This window comes from Maribacter sp. 6B07 (assembly GCF_002700155.1).
Taxonomy (GTDB): domain Bacteria; phylum Bacteroidota; class Bacteroidia; order Flavobacteriales; family Flavobacteriaceae; genus Maribacter; species Maribacter dokdonensis.
Genome location: NZ_PDUT01000002.1, coordinates 321,618 through 339,076 on the forward strand (window position 1 = coordinate 321,618; position 17,459 = coordinate 339,076).

Annotated in this window: 17 protein-coding genes and 1 tRNA gene; 9 read left to right on the forward strand and 9 right to left on the reverse strand. The window is 34.0% G+C overall.

Annotated elements, in window-relative coordinates; all coding sequences use genetic code 11:
• Window positions 1–43: 43 nt before the first annotated feature.
• Window positions 44–2,824, reverse strand: coding sequence for an excinuclease ABC subunit UvrA (gene uvrA / locus CSC80_RS11095; protein ID WP_099191847.1), 2,781 nt, complete (start codon window positions 2,822–2,824; stop codon window positions 44–46).
• A 243-nt stretch (window positions 2,825–3,067) separates the two neighbouring features.
• Between uvrA and CSC80_RS11100 the strand changes: the two genes are divergently transcribed.
• From CSC80_RS11100 to CSC80_RS19495, 4 genes are all read left to right on the forward strand, one after another.
• Entirely contained in the window at window positions 3,068–3,649 is a 582-nt protein-coding gene (locus CSC80_RS11100) for a sigma-70 family RNA polymerase sigma factor (RefSeq protein WP_058103182.1), read from the forward strand.
• 74 nt (window positions 3,650–3,723) lie between these two features.
• Window positions 3,724–3,867: a hypothetical protein gene (locus tag CSC80_RS19490; RefSeq protein ID WP_167342518.1), complete on the forward strand. Its 144-nt coding sequence runs from the start codon at window positions 3,724–3,726 to the stop codon at window positions 3,865–3,867.
• Window positions 3,868–4,266: 399 nt separating this feature from the next.
• Entirely contained in the window at window positions 4,267–4,848 is a 582-nt protein-coding gene (locus CSC80_RS11105) for a sigma-70 family RNA polymerase sigma factor (RefSeq protein WP_058103181.1), read from the forward strand.
• 71 nt (window positions 4,849–4,919) lie between these two features.
• A complete protein-coding gene (locus CSC80_RS19495) occupies window positions 4,920–5,063 on the forward strand; it encodes a hypothetical protein (RefSeq protein ID WP_167342516.1) in 144 nt (47 codons plus the stop codon).
• A gap of 15 nt (window positions 5,064–5,078) precedes the next feature.
• Here CSC80_RS19495 and nth read toward each other — a convergent pair whose 3' ends face one another.
• Window positions 5,079–5,741: an endonuclease III gene (nth, locus tag CSC80_RS11110; RefSeq protein WP_058103180.1), complete on the reverse strand. Its 663-nt coding sequence runs from the start codon at window positions 5,739–5,741 to the stop codon at window positions 5,079–5,081.
• A 55-nt stretch (window positions 5,742–5,796) separates the two neighbouring features.
• On the opposite strand from nth, the gene bcp reads away from it, so the two are divergent.
• On the forward strand, window positions 5,797–6,249 hold the full coding sequence (gene bcp, locus CSC80_RS11115) for a thioredoxin-dependent thiol peroxidase (RefSeq protein ID WP_091605144.1): 453 nt from the start codon (window positions 5,797–5,799) through the stop codon (window positions 6,247–6,249).
• A gap of 77 nt (window positions 6,250–6,326) precedes the next feature.
• Here bcp and CSC80_RS11120 read toward each other — a convergent pair whose 3' ends face one another.
• Window positions 6,327–7,781, reverse strand: coding sequence for a hypothetical protein (locus tag CSC80_RS11120; protein WP_058103178.1), 1,455 nt, complete (start codon window positions 7,779–7,781; stop codon window positions 6,327–6,329).
• 171 nt (window positions 7,782–7,952) lie between these two features.
• On the opposite strand from CSC80_RS11120, the gene CSC80_RS11125 reads away from it, so the two are divergent.
• Together CSC80_RS11125 and CSC80_RS11130 are read left to right on the forward strand one after the other, a co-directional pair.
• Window positions 7,953–8,729, forward strand: a complete 777-nt coding sequence (locus CSC80_RS11125) for an MBL fold metallo-hydrolase (protein WP_058103177.1) — start codon at window positions 7,953–7,955, stop codon at window positions 8,727–8,729.
• 2 nt (window positions 8,730–8,731) lie between these two features.
• Complete coding sequence (locus CSC80_RS11130; RefSeq protein WP_058103176.1) at window positions 8,732–9,226, forward strand: hypothetical protein; 495 nt, start codon at window positions 8,732–8,734, stop codon at window positions 9,224–9,226.
• Here the strand turns inward: CSC80_RS11130 and CSC80_RS11135 are convergent.
• The 5 genes from CSC80_RS11135 to CSC80_RS11155 all read right to left on the reverse strand — a co-directional run bounded on the left by CSC80_RS11135 (window position 9,223) and on the right by CSC80_RS11155 (window position 14,508).
• Window positions 9,223–9,882 (reverse strand): alpha/beta fold hydrolase, encoded by a 660-nt coding sequence (locus CSC80_RS11135; protein ID WP_099191849.1) that lies wholly within the window; start codon window positions 9,880–9,882, stop codon window positions 9,223–9,225. The two genes, CSC80_RS11130 and CSC80_RS11135, sit on opposite strands and share 4 nt — an antisense overlap.
• Before the next feature lie 4 nt (window positions 9,883–9,886).
• Window positions 9,887–10,216 (reverse strand): hypothetical protein, encoded by a 330-nt coding sequence (locus CSC80_RS11140; RefSeq protein WP_058103174.1) that lies wholly within the window; start codon window positions 10,214–10,216, stop codon window positions 9,887–9,889.
• A complete protein-coding gene (locus CSC80_RS11145; RefSeq protein ID WP_099191851.1) occupies window positions 10,216–11,475 on the reverse strand; it encodes a dihydroorotase in 1,260 nt (419 codons plus the stop codon). Before CSC80_RS11145 ends, CSC80_RS11140 begins: the two co-directional genes overlap by 1 nt.
• A 26-nt stretch (window positions 11,476–11,501) precedes the next feature.
• The gene (locus CSC80_RS11150; RefSeq protein ID WP_099191853.1) at window positions 11,502–13,418 is read right to left on the reverse strand and encodes a BatA domain-containing protein; all 1,917 of its coding nucleotides are present in this window, start codon (window positions 13,416–13,418) and stop codon (window positions 11,502–11,504) included.
• An 82-nt stretch (window positions 13,419–13,500) separates the two neighbouring features.
• Window positions 13,501–14,508, reverse strand: a complete 1,008-nt coding sequence (locus CSC80_RS11155; protein ID WP_099191855.1) for a glycosyltransferase family 2 protein — start codon at window positions 14,506–14,508, stop codon at window positions 13,501–13,503.
• A 157-nt stretch (window positions 14,509–14,665) separates the two neighbouring features.
• Here CSC80_RS11155 and CSC80_RS11160 point away from each other — a divergent pair.
• A tRNA-Ser gene (locus tag CSC80_RS11160) sits at window positions 14,666–14,750 on the forward strand.
• A 248-nt stretch (window positions 14,751–14,998) separates the two neighbouring features.
• A complete protein-coding gene (locus CSC80_RS11165) occupies window positions 14,999–16,321 on the forward strand; it encodes an ATP-binding protein (protein ID WP_099191857.1) in 1,323 nt (440 codons plus the stop codon).
• Here CSC80_RS11165 and CSC80_RS11170 read toward each other — a convergent pair.
• Entirely contained in the window at window positions 16,318–17,337 is a 1,020-nt protein-coding gene (locus CSC80_RS11170; protein ID WP_099191860.1) for an adenosine deaminase, read from the reverse strand. The two genes, CSC80_RS11165 and CSC80_RS11170, sit on opposite strands and share 4 nt — an antisense overlap.
• Between the last annotated feature and the right edge of the window lie 122 nt (window positions 17,338–17,459).

Here is a 17,459-nt window from a genome sequence, read left to right on the forward strand (position 1 = left end):
AATGGTTTGTGATATATTTAAATACTTTATTTTTGTAGTAAATTTAATTTATTTTCTCTTTTAGGTAGTTCGCCGTGTACGATTTTTTGCTTTTTACAACCTCTTCTGGAGTACCTTCGGCTAATAATTGTCCACCATTTTCACCACCACCTGGACCAAGATCAATAATGTAGTCTGCACATTTAATTAAATCAATATTATGTTCAATGACTACAATAGAATGTCCTTTCTTAATAAGTGCGTTAAATGATTTCAATAGTTTTTGAATATCATGAAAATGTAATCCCGTAGTTGGCTCATCAAAAATGAAGAGCGCTTTTTCTTTGGTACTACCTTTAATCAAAAAAGAAGCTAATTTAATACGTTGTGCCTCTCCACCGGAAAGGGTAGATGAAGATTGACCCAATGTTACATACCCCAAACCAACATCTTGTAAAGGTTTTAGTTTAGTGACTATTTTGGTCTGCTCTCCGGTTTCAAAAAACTGAATAGCATTGTCAATGGTCATATTAAGTACATCGTCTATATTGGCATTATTGAAATTGACCTCAAGTACTTCTTTTTTAAATCGTTTACCACCACAAGTTTCACATTCCAAATGAACATCTGCCATAAACTGCATTTCTACGGTGATTTCACCTTCACCTTTACATTTTTCACATCTACCGCCATCGACATTGAATGAAAAATGCTTTGCTTGGTAATTTCTGATCTTGCTCAGTTTTTGGCCAGCGAACAAACTTCTAATATCATCATATGCCTTTATATAAGTTACAGGATTGGAGCGTGAAGATCTCCCGATCGGATTTTGATCTACAAATTCTACATGTTTAATATGTTTGTACTTGCCCTCCACAGAAGTATGCTGACCTGCTTTTTCTCCATACCCACCAGTTTCTTTAAGTACTATAGGATATAACAGTTTTTTGACCAAAGTACTTTTTCCACTACCAGATACACCTGTTACTACGGTTAACATATCTAAAGGAAAAGTAACATTGATGTTTTTAAGGTTGTTTTCACGAACACCGTTTATAGTAATATGGTTTTTTGAAGTTCTACGTTCTTTAGGAACTTTAATCTCCATTTTACCATTTAGATACTGGGCCGTGAGCGATTTTGACTTAAGTATTTCCTTAAGTGTACCTTGAGCCACTACTTCGCCGCCATGTGTACCAGCTTCTGGACCTATATCAATAACCACATCTGCGGCCTTCATGATATCTTCGTCATGTTCAACCACTATAACGGTATTGCCCAGATTACGTAACGATAGTAAAACCTCTATCAAATTTTCAGTATCTCTTGGGTGTAGTCCAATACTTGGCTCATCTAAAATATACATGGAACCTACCAAACTACTACCTAAAGAGGTTGCTAGATTTATACGCTGACTTTCTCCACCTGATAATGTATTGGATTTTCTGTTAATGGTTAGGTAATTTAAACCCACCTTATCCAAAAATCCTAACCGTGTGTTTATTTCAACTAAAAGTCTTGCTGCAATGGTTGCGTCACTTTCATTTAATTTAAGGTCATTAAAAAACAGAATCAGTTTTTCTATGGATAACCCTACCAATGAAGAAATGGAAGCTCCGCCAACTTTTACATAATCTGTCTCTGGACGTAACCTTTTGCCATTACAAACATTACATTTGGTTTTACCTCTATATCTTGAGAGCATTACCCTGTTCTGTATTTTATAGCTTTTCTCTTCTAACATCCCAAAGAACTTATGTAGTCCTATAAAATGTGCATTACCATCCCAAACCAATTGTTTTTGCTCTTCAGAAAGTTCAAACCAAGGTTTATGAATTGGAAAATCAAATTTATATGCTGAGTTGACCAACTGATCTCTATAAAAACTCATGCTATCTCCTCTCCATGGGAAAATCGCATTTTCGTAAACCGATAATGCCGTATTTGGTACAACCAGATCTTCATCTATACCGATAACATCTCCGTACCCTTCGCACTTTGGACAAGCACCGTAGGGATTATTAAAGCTAAAGAGATGAACATTCGGTTCAAGAAATGTAATACCATCTAATTCAAACTTATTACTGAAAAGTGTTTGTTCGCCATCTGCCAGTTCCTCGATCATACATTCGCCCTTACCTTCAAAAAGGGCAGTATCTACGGCATTTGCCAATCTATTGTAAAAATCTTCGTCGTCTTTGGTAATGATTCTGTCAATTACAAGATCAAACTTTTTGCCAATATCCTTGGGAGCTTGATCTATTCGCATTACACTGTTATTATATTTAATACGTGCGTAACCTTGTTTTGAAAATAATTCCAATGATTTTATGGCATCTCTATCTTCACGAATGGTAATAGGTGCTAAAAGTAAGAGCTTGGTACCTTCGGTATAAGCTTTTACATGGTTAACAACATCTGTAACAGTATGTTTTTTTACTTCGTTACCAGAAACAGGGGAGTAGGTCTTACCAATACGCGCAAACAAAAGTTTTATGTAGTCATAAATTTCAGTGGTTGTACCAACGGTTGATCTAGGGTTGGTAGAATTCACTTTTTGCTCAATTGCAATAGCTGGGGCTATACCTTTAATGTAATCTACCTTAGGTTTATCCAATTTGCCCAAAAACTGTCGGGCATAGGATGATAAGCTTTCTACATAGCGTCTTTGACCTTCTGCGTACAAGGTGTCAAAAGCTAAACTAGATTTTCCAGAACCTGAAAGTCCTGTAATGACCACAAGTTTATTTCTTGGTATAACAACATCAATATCTTTTAGGTTGTGCAATTTAGCACCCTTGATTATAATGTTTTCTTTCGGATTTATTTCGGTAAGTGTAGGCATACAAATTTCTAAGAATACAAAGATACGCTTTGCCTTTTTTCTGAACTAAAAAATGCCGTTTATCTAAAAATGGAGTAAGAAATTTTCACATTTTTATAAGAGTATTTATTTTTTTATATCTTTGGGATCTCATTTTAATTCAACACGCCTATAACGCAACATTACTTTTTAAGTTAGAATTTAACCATTAGACCCTTATTCATTTTGAATTTGGGACTGCATTTTAACCCTACAAGTAACGTTATGGTAGTACAAGTTGAAGATTCCCAATTAGTAAAGCAATATATTCAAGGAGACGAAAAAGCTATTGAAGCTTTAATCAATCGTCATAATTCTAGGTTAACAGGATTTATCTATTCTAAAGTAGGTGACCGTGAACTTACCGAAGATATTTTTCAAGATACATTTATGAAGGTTATACGAACCTTAAAAAGAGGTGCCTATAACGAAGAGGGTAAATTTTTACCATGGGTAATGCGTATAGCTCATAACCTTGTTATAGATCATTTTAGAAAGCATAACAGAATGCCAATGTATAATAGCAAGGAAAGTTATAATATCTTTTCATTGTTAGGTGACGATAAATTGAATGCGGAAAAGCAATTGATAAAAGAGCAAATAGATACTGATCTATTGAGAATGATAAAAGAGCTACCGGAGGATCAACAAGAAGTTTTAGAGATGCGTATATATAAAGATATGAGCTTTAAAGAAATTTCCGATAATACGGGTGTGAGTATTAACACTGCGTTAGGAAGAATGCGCTACGCTTTAATAAACCTTAGAAAGCTTGTTGAGGCCAATAATATAGTTTTAACGAATTAATTGGTCTTAGGTCGAGTGGATCTACTATCTTCATCCATGTGTCGTTCTTTAGATGAACCTAAACAACAAATAGCATGGAAAAATTATACACTAAGAACCAGAATAACACTAAAGTAGTAAAGGCTAAACCAGAAACTATTCAGTTTTTACTGTCTTATTCTAAATCTTTAAATGTAACTGAGGCAAAAGGATTGCAGTTCGAAACTAATTTGAACTAAGAACAATCTTACATTATATATAAACCCTTAAGCTAAGCTTAAGGGTTTTTTCATTTCTACTACTTTTTTATTATCAAGTTTTGTTTGTTGTAGTATTTATTCTTGTAGGACAAATAATATATTACCTCTTCTAATATATATGTATTCTATTGTATTAGCAATACTTAAGGGCTTTCAGTGAGGTTTTTGAATTCTTACAATTTGCCCGCCGAACTATACTAAATACTATTTATTGTATGGAAATATACTTTTTCGATGTTTCACATCAAAAAAACGCGGTTTGACAACATACTTTTTCCTACAGCCCCCCTTTTCTCTAGTTTTATATCAGAAATAAAAAACAAACCAATTAACTAAAAAGATTTTCCCAATCTTAACCAATTAAAGAAAGTAACTCGTATGAAACTACAAATTGAAGACTCAGAATTAGTTAAGGATTATATCAACGGAAACGAAGGTGCCCTTGAAATTTTAATTAACAGACACAATCAGCGTATTACTAGTTTTATCTATTCTAAGGTTTTAGATAGGGATATTACAGAAGATATTTTTCAAGATACTTTTATTAAAGTGATCAAAACTTTAAAAAGAGGTAAGTATAGTGAAGAAGGTAAATTTTTACCTTGGGTAATGAGAATTTCACATAACTTGATCATTGACCACTTTAGAAGAAACAAAAGAATGCCAATGTTTGAAGGCAGTGATGACTTTAATATTTTCTCTGTAATTGGAGATGATAAGTTAAATGCCGAAAAACAACTAATTAAAAACCAAATAGATACTGATCTTAGACAATTGGTAGAAGAATTGCCAGATGATCAAAAAGAGGTTTTGTTAATGCGTATCTATAAGGATATGAGCTTTAAAGAAATATCAGAAAATACAGGTGTAAGTATAAATACAGCTTTAGGTAGAATGCGTTATGCTCTTATTAACCTTAGAAAAATCATTGAAAAAAACAATATAGTTCTTACGAATTAATAGAGGGTAAAAATTAAATAAACAATATTTCCAAATTTGCTGCGTTATTTTATTGTAACAACGTAGGAAGTATGGAAAAAATTTACTCAGATTACCAAGAACAGACAGGATTTAATAAAGTATGTCCTAAAACAATCAATTTCTTGTTGAGCTATTCACAAGCGCTCTTTGAATTTGAATACGAAGATTTAGAATTCGAAACATTTTTGAATTAATAAAAAAACCCGCAGTTAGCGGGTTTTTTTATTTTTATAATAATCATTTAAAACCGTTTTTCTACCAATGGTCTTGGTGATTATGTCTTTTTCAAGATCCCAGCCTCTAGCGGGTGAATATTCTCTACCATACCAAATAATCTGTAAGTGAAGATCGTTCCAAATTTCTTTTGGAAATAGCCTCTTGGCATCTTTTTCGGTTTGTACCACATTTTTACCATTGGTGAACCCCCACCTATATAGTAGCCTGTGAATATGTGTGTCTACCGGGAAAGCAGGAATTCCAAATGCTTGTGAGATCACTACACTAGCTGTTTTATGGCCAACAGCAGGTAATTCTTCTAAATCTTCAAGATTTTGGGGAACCTCACCATTATGTTTTTCTATTAAAATTTTTGATAATCCGTAAATACCTTTCGCTTTCATTGGCGATAAACCAACGGGTTTAATAATTTCCCTAATTTCATCTATGCTCAGTTTAATCATGTCATAAGGGTTGTCCGCTTTTGCAAAAAGTAAGGGGGTTATTTTATTTACCCTAACGTCTGTACTTTGGGCAGACATTAATACTGCAATTAATAAAGTATAAGGATCTTTATGATCTAAGGGAACAGGAATTTCTGGATATAACTCTTGTAAAGTATCAATTGTAAAAGCTATTTTTTCGGCTTTCGTCATTAAATGTTTAATTTTGATTGAGAATATTTAAACACAAATTTAAAAAATATCATAGATGAATACGTTAAAAGTTGGTGATAAAGTACCATCATTTTCTGCTAAAGATCAAGATGGCAATACTGTGAATTTATCAGATTATAAAGGAAAAAAACTAATAGTATTTTTCTATCCAAAAGCAAGTACACCTGGTTGTACCGCAGAGGCTTGCAATTTACGCGATAATTATGCGGAATTACAATCACAAGGTTATGAACTTTTAGGAGTAAGTGCCGATTCTGAAAAAAGACAAACAAATTTTAGAAACAAATATGAATTTCCTTTTCCATTATTGGCAGATGAGGACCATACGGTAATCAATGCTTTTGGCGTGTGGGGTTTAAAGAAATTTATGGGTCGCGAATATGATGGTATTCATAGAAAAACCTTTATAATTGATGAAGAGGGGATAGTCGCTAAAGTGATAGATAAGGTAAAGACCAAGGACCACGCAGCTCAGTTATTAGATTAATTTTGTAGACTTTTAAAACACTAAAAATGCCCACTATTGTGGGCATTTTTTATTTTTTGGAATCGAAGGTAGAAAACTTATTCAGCTTCTTGATCTTCGGTTTTTCTAGTAAATAATTGTTTTTGTTTTATAATTTCGGCAATACCTTCTGGTAACATTTCTTCCCAGCCATCTTCATTGTTCATCAACTTTTTAAGCACATCTCTAGAGAAAATATGCATAACGTCTGGTTCGTAATCAATGATATCCATAACCTTACCATTGTATTTAAAGAATTTGTACAATTCTTTCATACGAGGGTGAACCTTAACGTTGTTACTTGTCATGATCTGCCCGGTATCTGGGTTTTTCATTGGGTATAGGTATACCTGTAAATCTTTAAAGAATAGTTTACCAAAAGCCTCAAGTATGCCACCACTTAAATGACGATAATACTTTTCATCGAATATGTCTACAAGGTTATTTACACCCATTGTAAGACCAATTCTGTTTTTGGTATAATTGTTAAAGTATTCTACCAATTTATAATACTCCTGGAATTTGGAAATCATTACCGAATGACCAAGTGAACACAGTAATTCTGCCCTGTCCATGAAATCTTGTTCATCAATTTCACCAGAAGCTTTTAAGTTGGAAAGCGTTATCTCAAAAATGACAATGGTGTTATTTTGGTCTACACCTTTATCTCGTATAAAAATATCATAAGACTTCTCGAACATATCTAAATTAACCTTGGTTACGGGTCTAAAACTACCACGTAAAGCCAATATGTTCTTTTTGTAAAGTACGGCTGCAGGTAAAAGGTTGTTACCGTCAGGACCGAACATTACAGCATCTGTCATGTCATTTTTAATAAGTTGCAAACTCATTAAACGGTTATCCACTTCTTTGAAATTTGGACCGGAGAAGTTGATCATGTCTATTTCCAATGTATCCTTATCTATATGGTCATATAAATATTTCAACATTTTCTTTGGTTTATGATACTTGTAAAAAGCACCATATATTAAGTTTACACCAAGAATTCCTAGGGTTTCTTGTTGTAGTCTTGCTTCGTTCTGCTTAAAACGAATATGTAATATAATTTCGTCAAATTCTTTTTGCTTAGGGTCTAATTGGTATCTGATTCCAACCCAGCCATGACCTTTATATCGCTTAGAAAAATCAATGGTCGCTACTGTATTCGCATAGGAGAAAAATAATCGGTCAGGGTGGTTTTCCCTACTAATTCGCTCTTCCATTAACTGCATTTCGTAATCTAGCATGGTCTTTAACCTTGCTTGGGTTACATAGCGTCCGTCAGATTCTACACCGTAAATAGCATCACTAAAATCTTTGTCATAGGCACTCATTGCCTTTGCAATGGTACCAGATGCACCACCGGATCTAAAGAAATGACGGGCGGTTTCTTGCCCGGCGCCAATTTCTGCAAAAGTTCCGTAGATATCCGGATTTAAATTTATTCGTAAGGTTTTTGCCTTTATAGAAGGAATATTTTCAAAGACACTATCTCTTTTTAATACCGATGCCATTTTGTTAGCTGTTTAACTTTTAACAAAGTTATAAAGAATGGTTGTTACAAAGGGCAATAGCTCCAAAAAATTGGAAGAAGTTTTGGTAATTGTTTTTATTGCCTCTCAATTATGTTAATCTCTTTAATTTCCATCATTAATTTTATTAAAAAGGAATTAAATTTGTAGCACATGACCAATAAATTAAGTGTTACTTTTTTAGGAACGGGGACTTCTCAGGGTATTCCAATTATTGGTAGTACACATCCTGTTTGCTTAAGTAGTAATGAGAAGGATAAAAGGCTAAGGGTTTCTGTCTTACTTTCATGGAAAGAGTTTAACTATGTAATTGATTGCGGTCCAGATTTTAGGCAACAAATGCTAAGGCAGCATGTTAATCGTCTAGATGGTATTTTGTACACCCATGAGCACTCTGATCATACGGCTGGTTTAGATGATATTCGCCCATATTTCTTTAGGCAAGGTAATATTCCTTTGTTTGCTCATAGCAGGGTAGTGACCTCATTAAAAAAGCGATTTGATTATATTTTTGAAGAGAAAAATAAATATCCTGGTGCGCCAACGGTAGATATTAATTTGGTTAAAAATAATGAGCCATTCTCAATTGGTGATACATTAGTAACACCTATTAATGTTATGCATAACAAGGTGCAGGTATTTGGCTACCGAGTGGGCGACTTTACCTATTTGACCGATGTTAAGACCATAGCCCCAGAAGAATTGGAAAAGATTAAAGGTTCTAAGGTAGTGGTGGTAAACGCGCTACGTATTGAGCCGCATATTTCTCATTTTAACCTTGAAGAAGCACTTGCCTTTATTGATTTGATTCAACCGGAAAAAGCATATTTAACACACATAAGCCACTTACTTGGTTTTCATGATGAAATAGAAAAATCATTACCGAGTAACGTACATTTGGCTTACGATAATTTAACAATCACCATTTAATTATGAAGAATAAAATATTTCTTTACCTGTTTTTATTTGTATCACTAATATGTCTGTACTTATTTGTCAGTAGTAATAACATAGTGAAAGCAGGGTCTGAGAAAATCTCTAAGTTGGAAAAACAAGTTGAAGTTTTAAAAGATTCAGTACAAACATCATCTTTAAAGGTTTTGGATATGCAGTATTTTTCATTGGAAAACAATGATGATGCCTTGGCTTATTTTGATCACTTGGATTTAGAAAACCCTGCAGGTTATATTGCTGATAAACTGCTGGAAACCAATGCGCAAAAAGGTGATAATCCATTAGTTCCGTATGAAGGTATGCAGAACGATTTTAAGATCAATAAAATAAAAGTTCTTAACCATAAATGGATTTTAACCGATTTTTCCGATGGAAAATACTGGGGAGAACTTTTAATCAGATATGAGTTAAAAGATGATCTTGGTGTAGACTTTACACTAGTTGATCACTTGCTTTATACCCGTAGTAATTAAACCTTAGTTGAAATCCATTTTTTTAAAGAATAGAAGTTCTGTGGAGCTACGCCATGCCCGGCAGGGAATTCTTCAAAAACATGTTTTATGTTCAGTTTTTCCAATATTACCGGTGCTTTTCTAGCCCAATCAATAGGGATTACCTGATCCATATCACCATGTGAAGAATAGAAATTTAAATGGTCGAAATTATTTTCTTTATAAGTTTCAGCCAATATATTTTCATTAATGTACCCACTAAGGGCAATAATATTCTTTACTTTTTCAGGGTATGATAGGGCAACGGCATAACTTAGAATGGTACCTTGACTAAAGCCTAATAAGTTTACATTTTTTTCATCCAAGCCATAAGTGGAGCAAGCTTCGTCAATGAAATTTTTTATTTTGTCACGAGATGCTATGGCTTGGTCATCATCGCTCCATTTTCCTTTTTCGTTATCAAAATTTATGGCATACCATGCATATCCATAAGGTTGTAAGATATATGGGGCACGTACCGAGATAATACATAATTCCTGTGGCAGTTCAGAGGCAAATGAAAAAAGGTCATCTTCATTACTACCATAGCCATGCAGCATAAATAGTACCGGTGGTTTTTTGTCCGTCAATGAAGAAGGTTTTATAATATGTTCTAAGGATAGGGGGGCTGTTGTCATTTTATTATTGGATAAAGGTGAACCACTTTTGAAAATAAGGACCTACAATAGGCACAATTTGTTCTTTGTTGCTAAGGGCGCCAATAAAGCCGTATACCCATAGCACAATGTAACAAAGGTATAAACCATATAATGCATATTGGTTAAACCAAACGCTTGAGAAAATAGCAAATCCGTGGAACATTAAGTGTAATCCAAAAGCTTGGCGTGTATGTACTCTAGCAAACGTATGTTTTGGTTCATTGTTCATAAATAAAGCTATTATTGCTCCAATTATGGTTAAGTATGCTATTACTGCTATATTTTTTCCAGGTACATCGGTAGATTTCTCCATTACTTATTTAAAATGATTTGATTATTTCTAATGCTTCCAATGACTTTTCCTTTTAAGGTCTTACCTAAAGCTATAGCATTTTTACTAGAGCTGTAAATATGCTCATCAGAGAATTCAAAAGTATCTTCAGTTGTGAATAAGGTTAAATTGGCAGCTTTACCGGTTTCAATTTCAGGTTCATCCAACCCAAATATGGAACGTCCTTTGGTAAGTATAGCTATGGTTTCTTCTACACCAAATATATCATTGAGCGTACCAAATGCACTTTCTAAACCAATGGTTCCAAAATCGGCATTGTCAAATTCTACATGTTTAAGTTCAATGTTCAGGGGTATATGGTCTGTTGTTACCAAATCAATAGTTCCGTTTTTAACTCCTTTTTGTAATGCTTTAATGTCAGCAGAAGTACGTAAAGGTGGCATGACCTTAAATTGCGTATCAAAATTTTCAAGTTCACTGTCTGTAATCGTTAGATTATGCACAGCAACACTGCAGAACACTTGAAGTCCTTTCTTTTTTGCATCGGCAATTAATTTTACAGAGTTTGCAGAGGATACAGTTGGAATAAACAATTTGCCGCCAGTATATTCAAGAACAAAAAGATCTCTTGCAATTTGTAATTCTTCTGCTAATGTAGGTATGCCTTTTAAGCCTAATTTGGTGCTGGTAATGCCTTCATTGACAATTCCTTTTCCAGAGATGCTTTTATCCAAGGGAAAAGAGAATACCATACCTTCAAAATTTTGAGCATATTGCAGGGCTATCTTTAAAAGGTTGGCATTGCCCATTGGAGCTTTGTAATCATAAAAGCCAAGCGCCCCGGCATTTTTCATGTCATAAATTTCGGCAAGAACTTCTCCTTCTCCTTTTACGGTAAGATTCCCTAGCGGATATAAATTGGTTAGCTGATTTTTGGACGCATTTTTAAGGTATACGATATCCGATGCCGAATCTGGAGTTGGATGGCTGCTGGTATTTAAAACTACATCTGTAAATCCACTTTTTGCAGCTGTCAATAATCCGTTTTCTATGGTCTCCCTTTCCTCGTAACCTGGCTCGCCAAAATTTACACCACTATCAAACCAGCCGATGGAAACATGTAGGTTCTTTATGTCAATAACCTTTGTTTTGCCACTAGGCTCTATCGTGCTTTCAATGGCATCTATTATACCATTTTTAATCAGGATATCGCGTTTTTTTAAATGAAGATGATTTGTACTCCCATTTACTATCGTTACTGATTTTAAAAGTATGTTCATAGGGCTACAGAGGGTTCGTTATTAGCTTATTTTAAAAATCTTTGAAGTAACGTTTCTATTATAACAAATACCAATGCTAAAATAGCAAACCATTTCCAAAACTCGTTTATGGCATTGTTTTTTTGACTTTCTAAAAAGAAATTGGAAATGGATGTACTGCTGTTGTTTTCCGGTAATGGTGAATACAACAACTCACTTTCTTTTCTATTTTCATTAAAACTGATATGTCTAAGAATACTATCGTTATGAACAACTTTATAAATACCGGCATTTTTTGGATTTTCGGCAAAATTGATTTGTACTTTTTTAGGTAGTATACGTTGTTGAGGAATAAACTCATTTACGGAACTACTAATTTTAATAATATCGTCTTGTTGCAAGTTTAGTGGTATTTCTACAGAAATATCAGTACCAAGATTGGCATACAACGGTGGAATTTTTAAACTGTTTACTCCCATATTGTAAAAAGACGGAACTATTAACGGGGAATTTATGAAGTTTGAGTTGTTGGCATTTAATGTTGCAGAGAAGAAATAAGCATTAGAATCTCCTACCAAATAAGGGTCATTGTTTTGAAGCGCTATGGCAACAGGACCTTTGGTACTTATTTTAAAGTGTTCATTAACTTTTGGATACTGAAAATTGGACACCTTTTTATCAAAGACGTTTTGAAATAAGGGATGTCCCGTTTTTATTTCCGATATGGATAATTCCTGGGCTGATGAATTACCGTATTGTGTGGCATAATGTGCCGAAGATAGGTCGTTGTATGAATTGTTGTTGCCTTTTACAGCGGGTATAAGAGTAAAGCTACCTCCGTTTTTAGTTAAGGTTCTCAATGCTGTTACAAGTGAACTAGGTAGGTTCTCTATTTCATTTAGAACTACTAAATCTTGGTTTTCAATACTGCTGTAATTTAATTGATCTAGTGTACTGTTGGTAAATACAAACTCATCATCTGTATAAATACGTTCTAAGAACCCTGAAGGAGAATTGCCAATAGCCAGTACTTTGATCTTTGGGTTTTTATCAATATTAAAGTAAAATTCATTATCATAGGATAATCCATTATCTGAAATGGTGATCTTACCTAGAATAGTCTCTTTCGCATTCAATGTAAAACTAACTTCGGTCTTTTTAGATCCATTGAACTTTGCTGCTGTTTTAGCAATAAGTTTGTCATTGTCAAATAATGACACTGGTATTGATTCTTCTTCTGTATTTGTTGATAAATAGGCTGTTAGCTCAATGTTCTCATTGGTTCTGTTACTTATGAAAATAGAATCTAAAGAGGTATTTGCTATGAAGCTACTATACGGTTTTATGTATTTAATATGAAGATTATCAATAGGGTCGGTCTTAGAAATGGTACCCAATCTTTGTTGAAAATCAGATATAAGAACTAAGTTCTTTTGAGTTCCGGTGTTCTTACTAAAAAAGGTATTTCCCCTTAATATGATTTCATCGATTTTTAATTGTTCTGAAGAAACATTAATATTCAATAGCTCATTCTGTATTTCACTTATCTCTACATCTTTGAACACCTCTTTGTTAGTAAACAAGGTAAAGCGTGTGTCCGTTGGTGCGTATTTAATGAAATCTTGAATGGTATTTTGAAAAAGATTTCCGTTTTCAATTTGGGCGTTCATACTAAAAGAATCATCTAAGTAGAACACAGTTTCTTTTTCTTGTAATGCCGTATCTTTTGCAAAGAATGGTTGAGCAAAAGCCAATACTAAGGCAGCAAGCAACATCATTCTAGTTATGAGCAACAACCATTTTTTTAGGGTGCTGCTTTTTCTAGATTCCGATACTACTTGTTTTAAGAACTTTACATTTGTAAAGGCTGTTTTCTTAAATCTTCGTAATTGAAAAAGGTGAATTAATATAGGAATGAGTAGTAGTAAAAGACCCCAAAGAAGTTCTGGATATTTAAATTGCATTCCTGTTTTTGATTAATGCAAAGATAATTATTTTGAATTTAGAAGTTTGTTAGTTTGCCACTATTATTTTTATGAAGGTCGCTTAACAGAAAAAGAAATAATCTATTGCTGTTTTTTTATTCAATTCATTAAAAAAAGAGGTAATGTTCAGTTGATCTTCCTCATTGGCTACGGTAATTATGGTTTTACTGTGAGATAATTTGCGTAAAGCAGAGAAATGAACAAGGCGTACACCATAAATGTCCTTACCTATTTTCTTTTCGTTATCACAAACCCAATGAAAAGGTATATTTTTTTTAACCAGTAAATTGGCAATTGTTTTTCCTTTTTTTCCCGCGCCCCAAACTACAAGGTTGTCGTTTGCTTTAAATTCAAGCTTTAAGAAGTAATGTAGTTTTATATCTAAAAAGTAGTTTTGCGCATAATGTTCGCTAGTACGTGATGTTCTAATGTCATAATCTCGCCAATAGTGTAGGGTAGTGGTGCAGGGTAAACATTTTAAGCCCTTTTCATAAAAACGAAATGCCAAGTCATAATCTTCCGGGTATCTATTAGGCTTAAATGCACCGCATGCGTCAAAGTCAGACCTATGTACCATCCAACAAGGGGATGGAATTACACATTCCTTGTATATTTCCTTAAAATTATCGCCCGTTGCGGTTAGCTCGTTCAACCACTTTTCATAACGGTCATAACCGTTATTTACTCCTTTTTTTGAAAAATATTTCACTTTTCCTATGGCAAGAGTTTCTTTTCCATAAGTAGTCAATGATTCCGCCATAACCTTAATACGGTCTTTATCCATGTAGTCATCGGCATCCATCCTAGAAATATAATCACCCTTACTGTGTAGATAAGCTTTTCTTAGGGCCGTTATAATTCCGGCTTCATCATTGTCCAGTATTTTAAACCTAGCGTCTTTAGCAGCAAATGATTTGGCTATTGTTACACTTAAGTCATTAGAGTTGTCATTAACGGCAATTACTTCCCAATTGGTATACGTCTGTTTTTGAATAGAATCTAGACATTCTTCAAAATATTCGGCTACATTTTTAAAGGGAATTAAAATACTTACTAGTGGTTCATGCATTGTGGCAAGGTAATAAATAACTGAAATTCAACCTTTTCATTTTTTTAAAAAGAGCTAATAGTATTTAGATGAAAAATAAATTAGAAAAGGCTTTATTAGAAAAGAAAACCTTTATATATTTGCACCCGCATTCAGGGAATACCTGATGAGGCACTCAGGAGAAATGGCAGAGTGGTCGAATGCGGCAGTCTTGAAAACTGTTGAGGGTCACACCTCCGGGGGTTCGAATCCCTCTTTCTCCGCATAATGAAAGCTCAACAATTGATATTGTTGGGCTTTTTCATTTTAGATAGCTAGTTTTTTTGCATTGTGAATTCTTATTCTTGATATGTATTTGCAGTTTTTATGTCTAAAGTTTAAATCATGATGATTTAATCTTTGAGGGGTTTCTAGCAAAGGACTATTTCCATAAGATTATATTATATTTAGGTTTTTGAATAAAGCGCTCCTTATATTTGTTGCGTTTAAACCTACTGCTCTTTTAAAAAGAATGACAAAAGCCAAGATCCATCCTAGGGAAAAAGAAAGATTAGTTCTTCTTGATTCATATTCTATTTTAGATACCTTGCCTGAAAAAGATTATGATAACCTCACCCAACTTGCAGCGGAAATTTGTCAGACCCCAATATCTTTGATCACTTTGCTTGATGATAAGCGGCAATGGTTTAAATCTCACTATGGTTTAGAAACCTCTGAAACACCAATTGAAGATGCATTTTGTGCTCATGCTATAACTAGTGATGAACCAATATTTACTACGGAAGATGCAAGAGAAGATAGCCGTTTTCAAAATAATCCTTTGGTTACAGGTGATCCTAATATTGTTTTCTATGCAGGTATTCCATTAAAGAATGCTAACGGATTACCTCTAGGTACTTTATGTGTTATTGATAATAAACCTAGAAATCTTACGCAAAGCCAAAAAGAATCTCTCAACATTTTATCTGAGCAGGTTATTAATTTGTTGGAGCTTAGAAAGAATAAGTTAGAATTGGAACGTGCTCATAAAAAGCTGAAAAAATTCTCTAAAAAACTAGAGCGTAAGGTGTTTCAACGAACCAATCAACTTGAAATAAAAACGATTAAACTTGAGTTGATGATCAATGATCTAGAGTCGTTTAATCATATTTGTAGCCATGACCTTCAAGAACCGTTGCGCAAAATTCAAATGTTCATTTCTCAGATCAGTGATACCGAATTCAACAATTTATCGGAAGCGGGAAAGCATAAATTAGAAAGAATAGACTTGTCCGCCGGTCGTATGCGTAATCTAATTCAAGATTTAATGGCATATGGAGCAACGGAATCTATTGATAATAGCTTGACCACTGTTTCATTAAAAAACTTGGTCTTAGATGTAAAGGATATTTTGAGTGAAGAATTAAAAGAACATAAAACTTTGCTCAGAGTTCAAAAAGACTGTCCAATTACAGTGAGACCTGTACAGTTTAAACAATTGCTTTTTAATTTGTTTACCAATGCCATAAAGTTTTCAAAAAATGAAATCAAGCCAACTATAAAAGTACATGGCTTGGTGGTTAACGGAACGGATTACCCGGAACTTAATTTAAACGAAGACCGACAATATTCTCGTATTTTAATATCTGATAATGGTATTGGGTTCGATCAAAAATATGAAAACAAGGTCTTTGAAATCTTTCAACGCTTACATAGTGATGAAGAATATCAAGGTACCGGTATTGGGCTGGCAATTGTAAAGAGAATTGTGACTACCCATAGCGGACAGATAAGGGTAGAGAGCTCTCTTGGTAACGGTGCTGTTTTTGATATATTTATTCCCCTTGCGGATTAAAGAGATTTAAAATACTCTTTTACCTGAGTAATATGTCTTTCCTTAGATGCCTTACTTAGCCAACTGGCTTCAAATGCATTAATGGCCAATTGTTCTATTTGTTCCAAACTCAAATTCAGCGCTTTTGCGGTCTGGTAGTAGTTCTCGTTCATATATCCACCAAAATACGCAGGATCATCTGAGTGGATGGTCGCAAGAATCCCCTTGTCCAACATTTTGGCAACTGGATGCTCATCCATCTTCTGAATTACTTTTAAGGCTACGTTACTGGTAGGACAAAGGGTCAATGCAATTTTCTCATTCACCAGTCTTTTTATCAAAGCTTCGTCCGTTAGACAACGATTACCATGGTCAATGCGCTCAACATTTAAAATATCCAAAGCTTCCCAAATGTATTCTGCAGGACCTTCTTCACCTGCATGTGCCAAGAGTTTGTATCCATGTTCTGCAGATGCTTTAAACACTTTTTTAAACTTACTTGGCGGATTTCCCATTTCCGAAGAATCTAAACCAACACCATCTATAATTTCTTTAAAAGGAATAGAAGATTCTAGCGTGTTAAAGGCAGCATCTTCACTTAAATGACGCAAATAGCTCATTATGAGTTTGTAAGAAATATTAAGTTCGTTTTTTCCCTTTTCTAAGGCTCGATGAATTCCATTGATGACCACATCAAAGGCTACTCCACGTTCTGTATGGGTCTGGGGGTCAAAAAATACTTCTGCATGTTTTACATTTTCACTGTGAACTTTGGTTAAATATGCCCATGTAAGATCAAAGAAATCTTGCTCGTGCAACAATACTTGTGCACCGGCATAATAGATATCTAAAAACTCTTGTAAGTTATTGAATCTGTATGCTTCTTTTACAGACTCAATGGAATCGTAGGGTAAGTTGATGTTGTTTCTCTTTGCAATCTCGAACATCAATTCTGGCTCAAAACTACCTTCTAAATGTAGATGGAGTTCCGCTTTTGGAATTCCTTGAATAATAGTTTTAAGTTTAGATGATTCCATAGCGTAATAGTTTTGATTTCCTTTTTTAAGATATGTAAGTCCATTTAATGTAATAAACTTACTTATAAAACTTAATATTTATTTTTGTTGTTTGCTATAGCTATTGTTTTCAAATAGATCAG

Bases quoted from the DNA above. Each gene is read 5' to 3' on its own strand.
- uvrA (WP_099191847.1), bottom strand. From the start codon at position 2,824: ATGCCTACACTTACCGAAATAAATCCGAAAGAAAACATTATAATCAAG.
- CSC80_RS11130 (WP_058103176.1), top strand. From the start codon at position 8,732: ATGAAGAATAAAATATTTCTTTACCTGTTTTTATTTGTATCACTAATA.
- CSC80_RS11120 (WP_058103178.1), bottom strand. From the start codon at position 7,781: ATGGCATCGGTATTAAAAAGAGATAGTGTCTTTGAAAATATTCCTTCT.
- CSC80_RS11140 (WP_058103174.1), bottom strand. From the start codon at position 10,216: ATGGAGAAATCTACCGATGTACCTGGAAAAAATATAGCAGTAATAGCA.
- CSC80_RS11170 (WP_099191860.1), bottom strand. From the start codon at position 17,337: ATGGAATCATCTAAACTTAAAACTATTATTCAAGGAATTCCAAAAGCG.
- CSC80_RS11125 (WP_058103177.1), top strand. From the start codon at position 7,953: ATGACCAATAAATTAAGTGTTACTTTTTTAGGAACGGGGACTTCTCAG.
- bcp (WP_091605144.1), top strand. From the start codon at position 5,797: ATGAATACGTTAAAAGTTGGTGATAAAGTACCATCATTTTCTGCTAAA.
- CSC80_RS11105 (WP_058103181.1), top strand. From the start codon at position 4,267: ATGAAACTACAAATTGAAGACTCAGAATTAGTTAAGGATTATATCAAC.
- CSC80_RS11165 (WP_099191857.1), top strand. From the start codon at position 14,999: ATGACAAAAGCCAAGATCCATCCTAGGGAAAAAGAAAGATTAGTTCTT.
- CSC80_RS11135 (WP_099191849.1), bottom strand. From the start codon at position 9,882: ATGACAACAGCCCCCCTATCCTTAGAACATATTATAAAACCTTCTTCA.
- CSC80_RS19490 (WP_167342518.1), top strand. From the start codon at position 3,724: ATGGAAAAATTATACACTAAGAACCAGAATAACACTAAAGTAGTAAAG.
- CSC80_RS11145 (WP_099191851.1), bottom strand. From the start codon at position 11,475: ATGAACATACTTTTAAAATCAGTAACGATAGTAAATGGGAGTACAAAT.
- CSC80_RS11150 (WP_099191853.1), bottom strand. From the start codon at position 13,418: ATGCAATTTAAATATCCAGAACTTCTTTGGGGTCTTTTACTACTACTC.
- CSC80_RS11100 (WP_058103182.1), top strand. From the start codon at position 3,068: ATGGTAGTACAAGTTGAAGATTCCCAATTAGTAAAGCAATATATTCAA.
- CSC80_RS11155 (WP_099191855.1), bottom strand. From the start codon at position 14,508: ATGCATGAACCACTAGTAAGTATTTTAATTCCCTTTAAAAATGTAGCC.
- nth (WP_058103180.1), bottom strand. From the start codon at position 5,741: ATGACGAAAGCCGAAAAAATAGCTTTTACAATTGATACTTTACAAGAG.
- CSC80_RS19495 (WP_167342516.1), top strand. From the start codon at position 4,920: ATGGAAAAAATTTACTCAGATTACCAAGAACAGACAGGATTTAATAAA.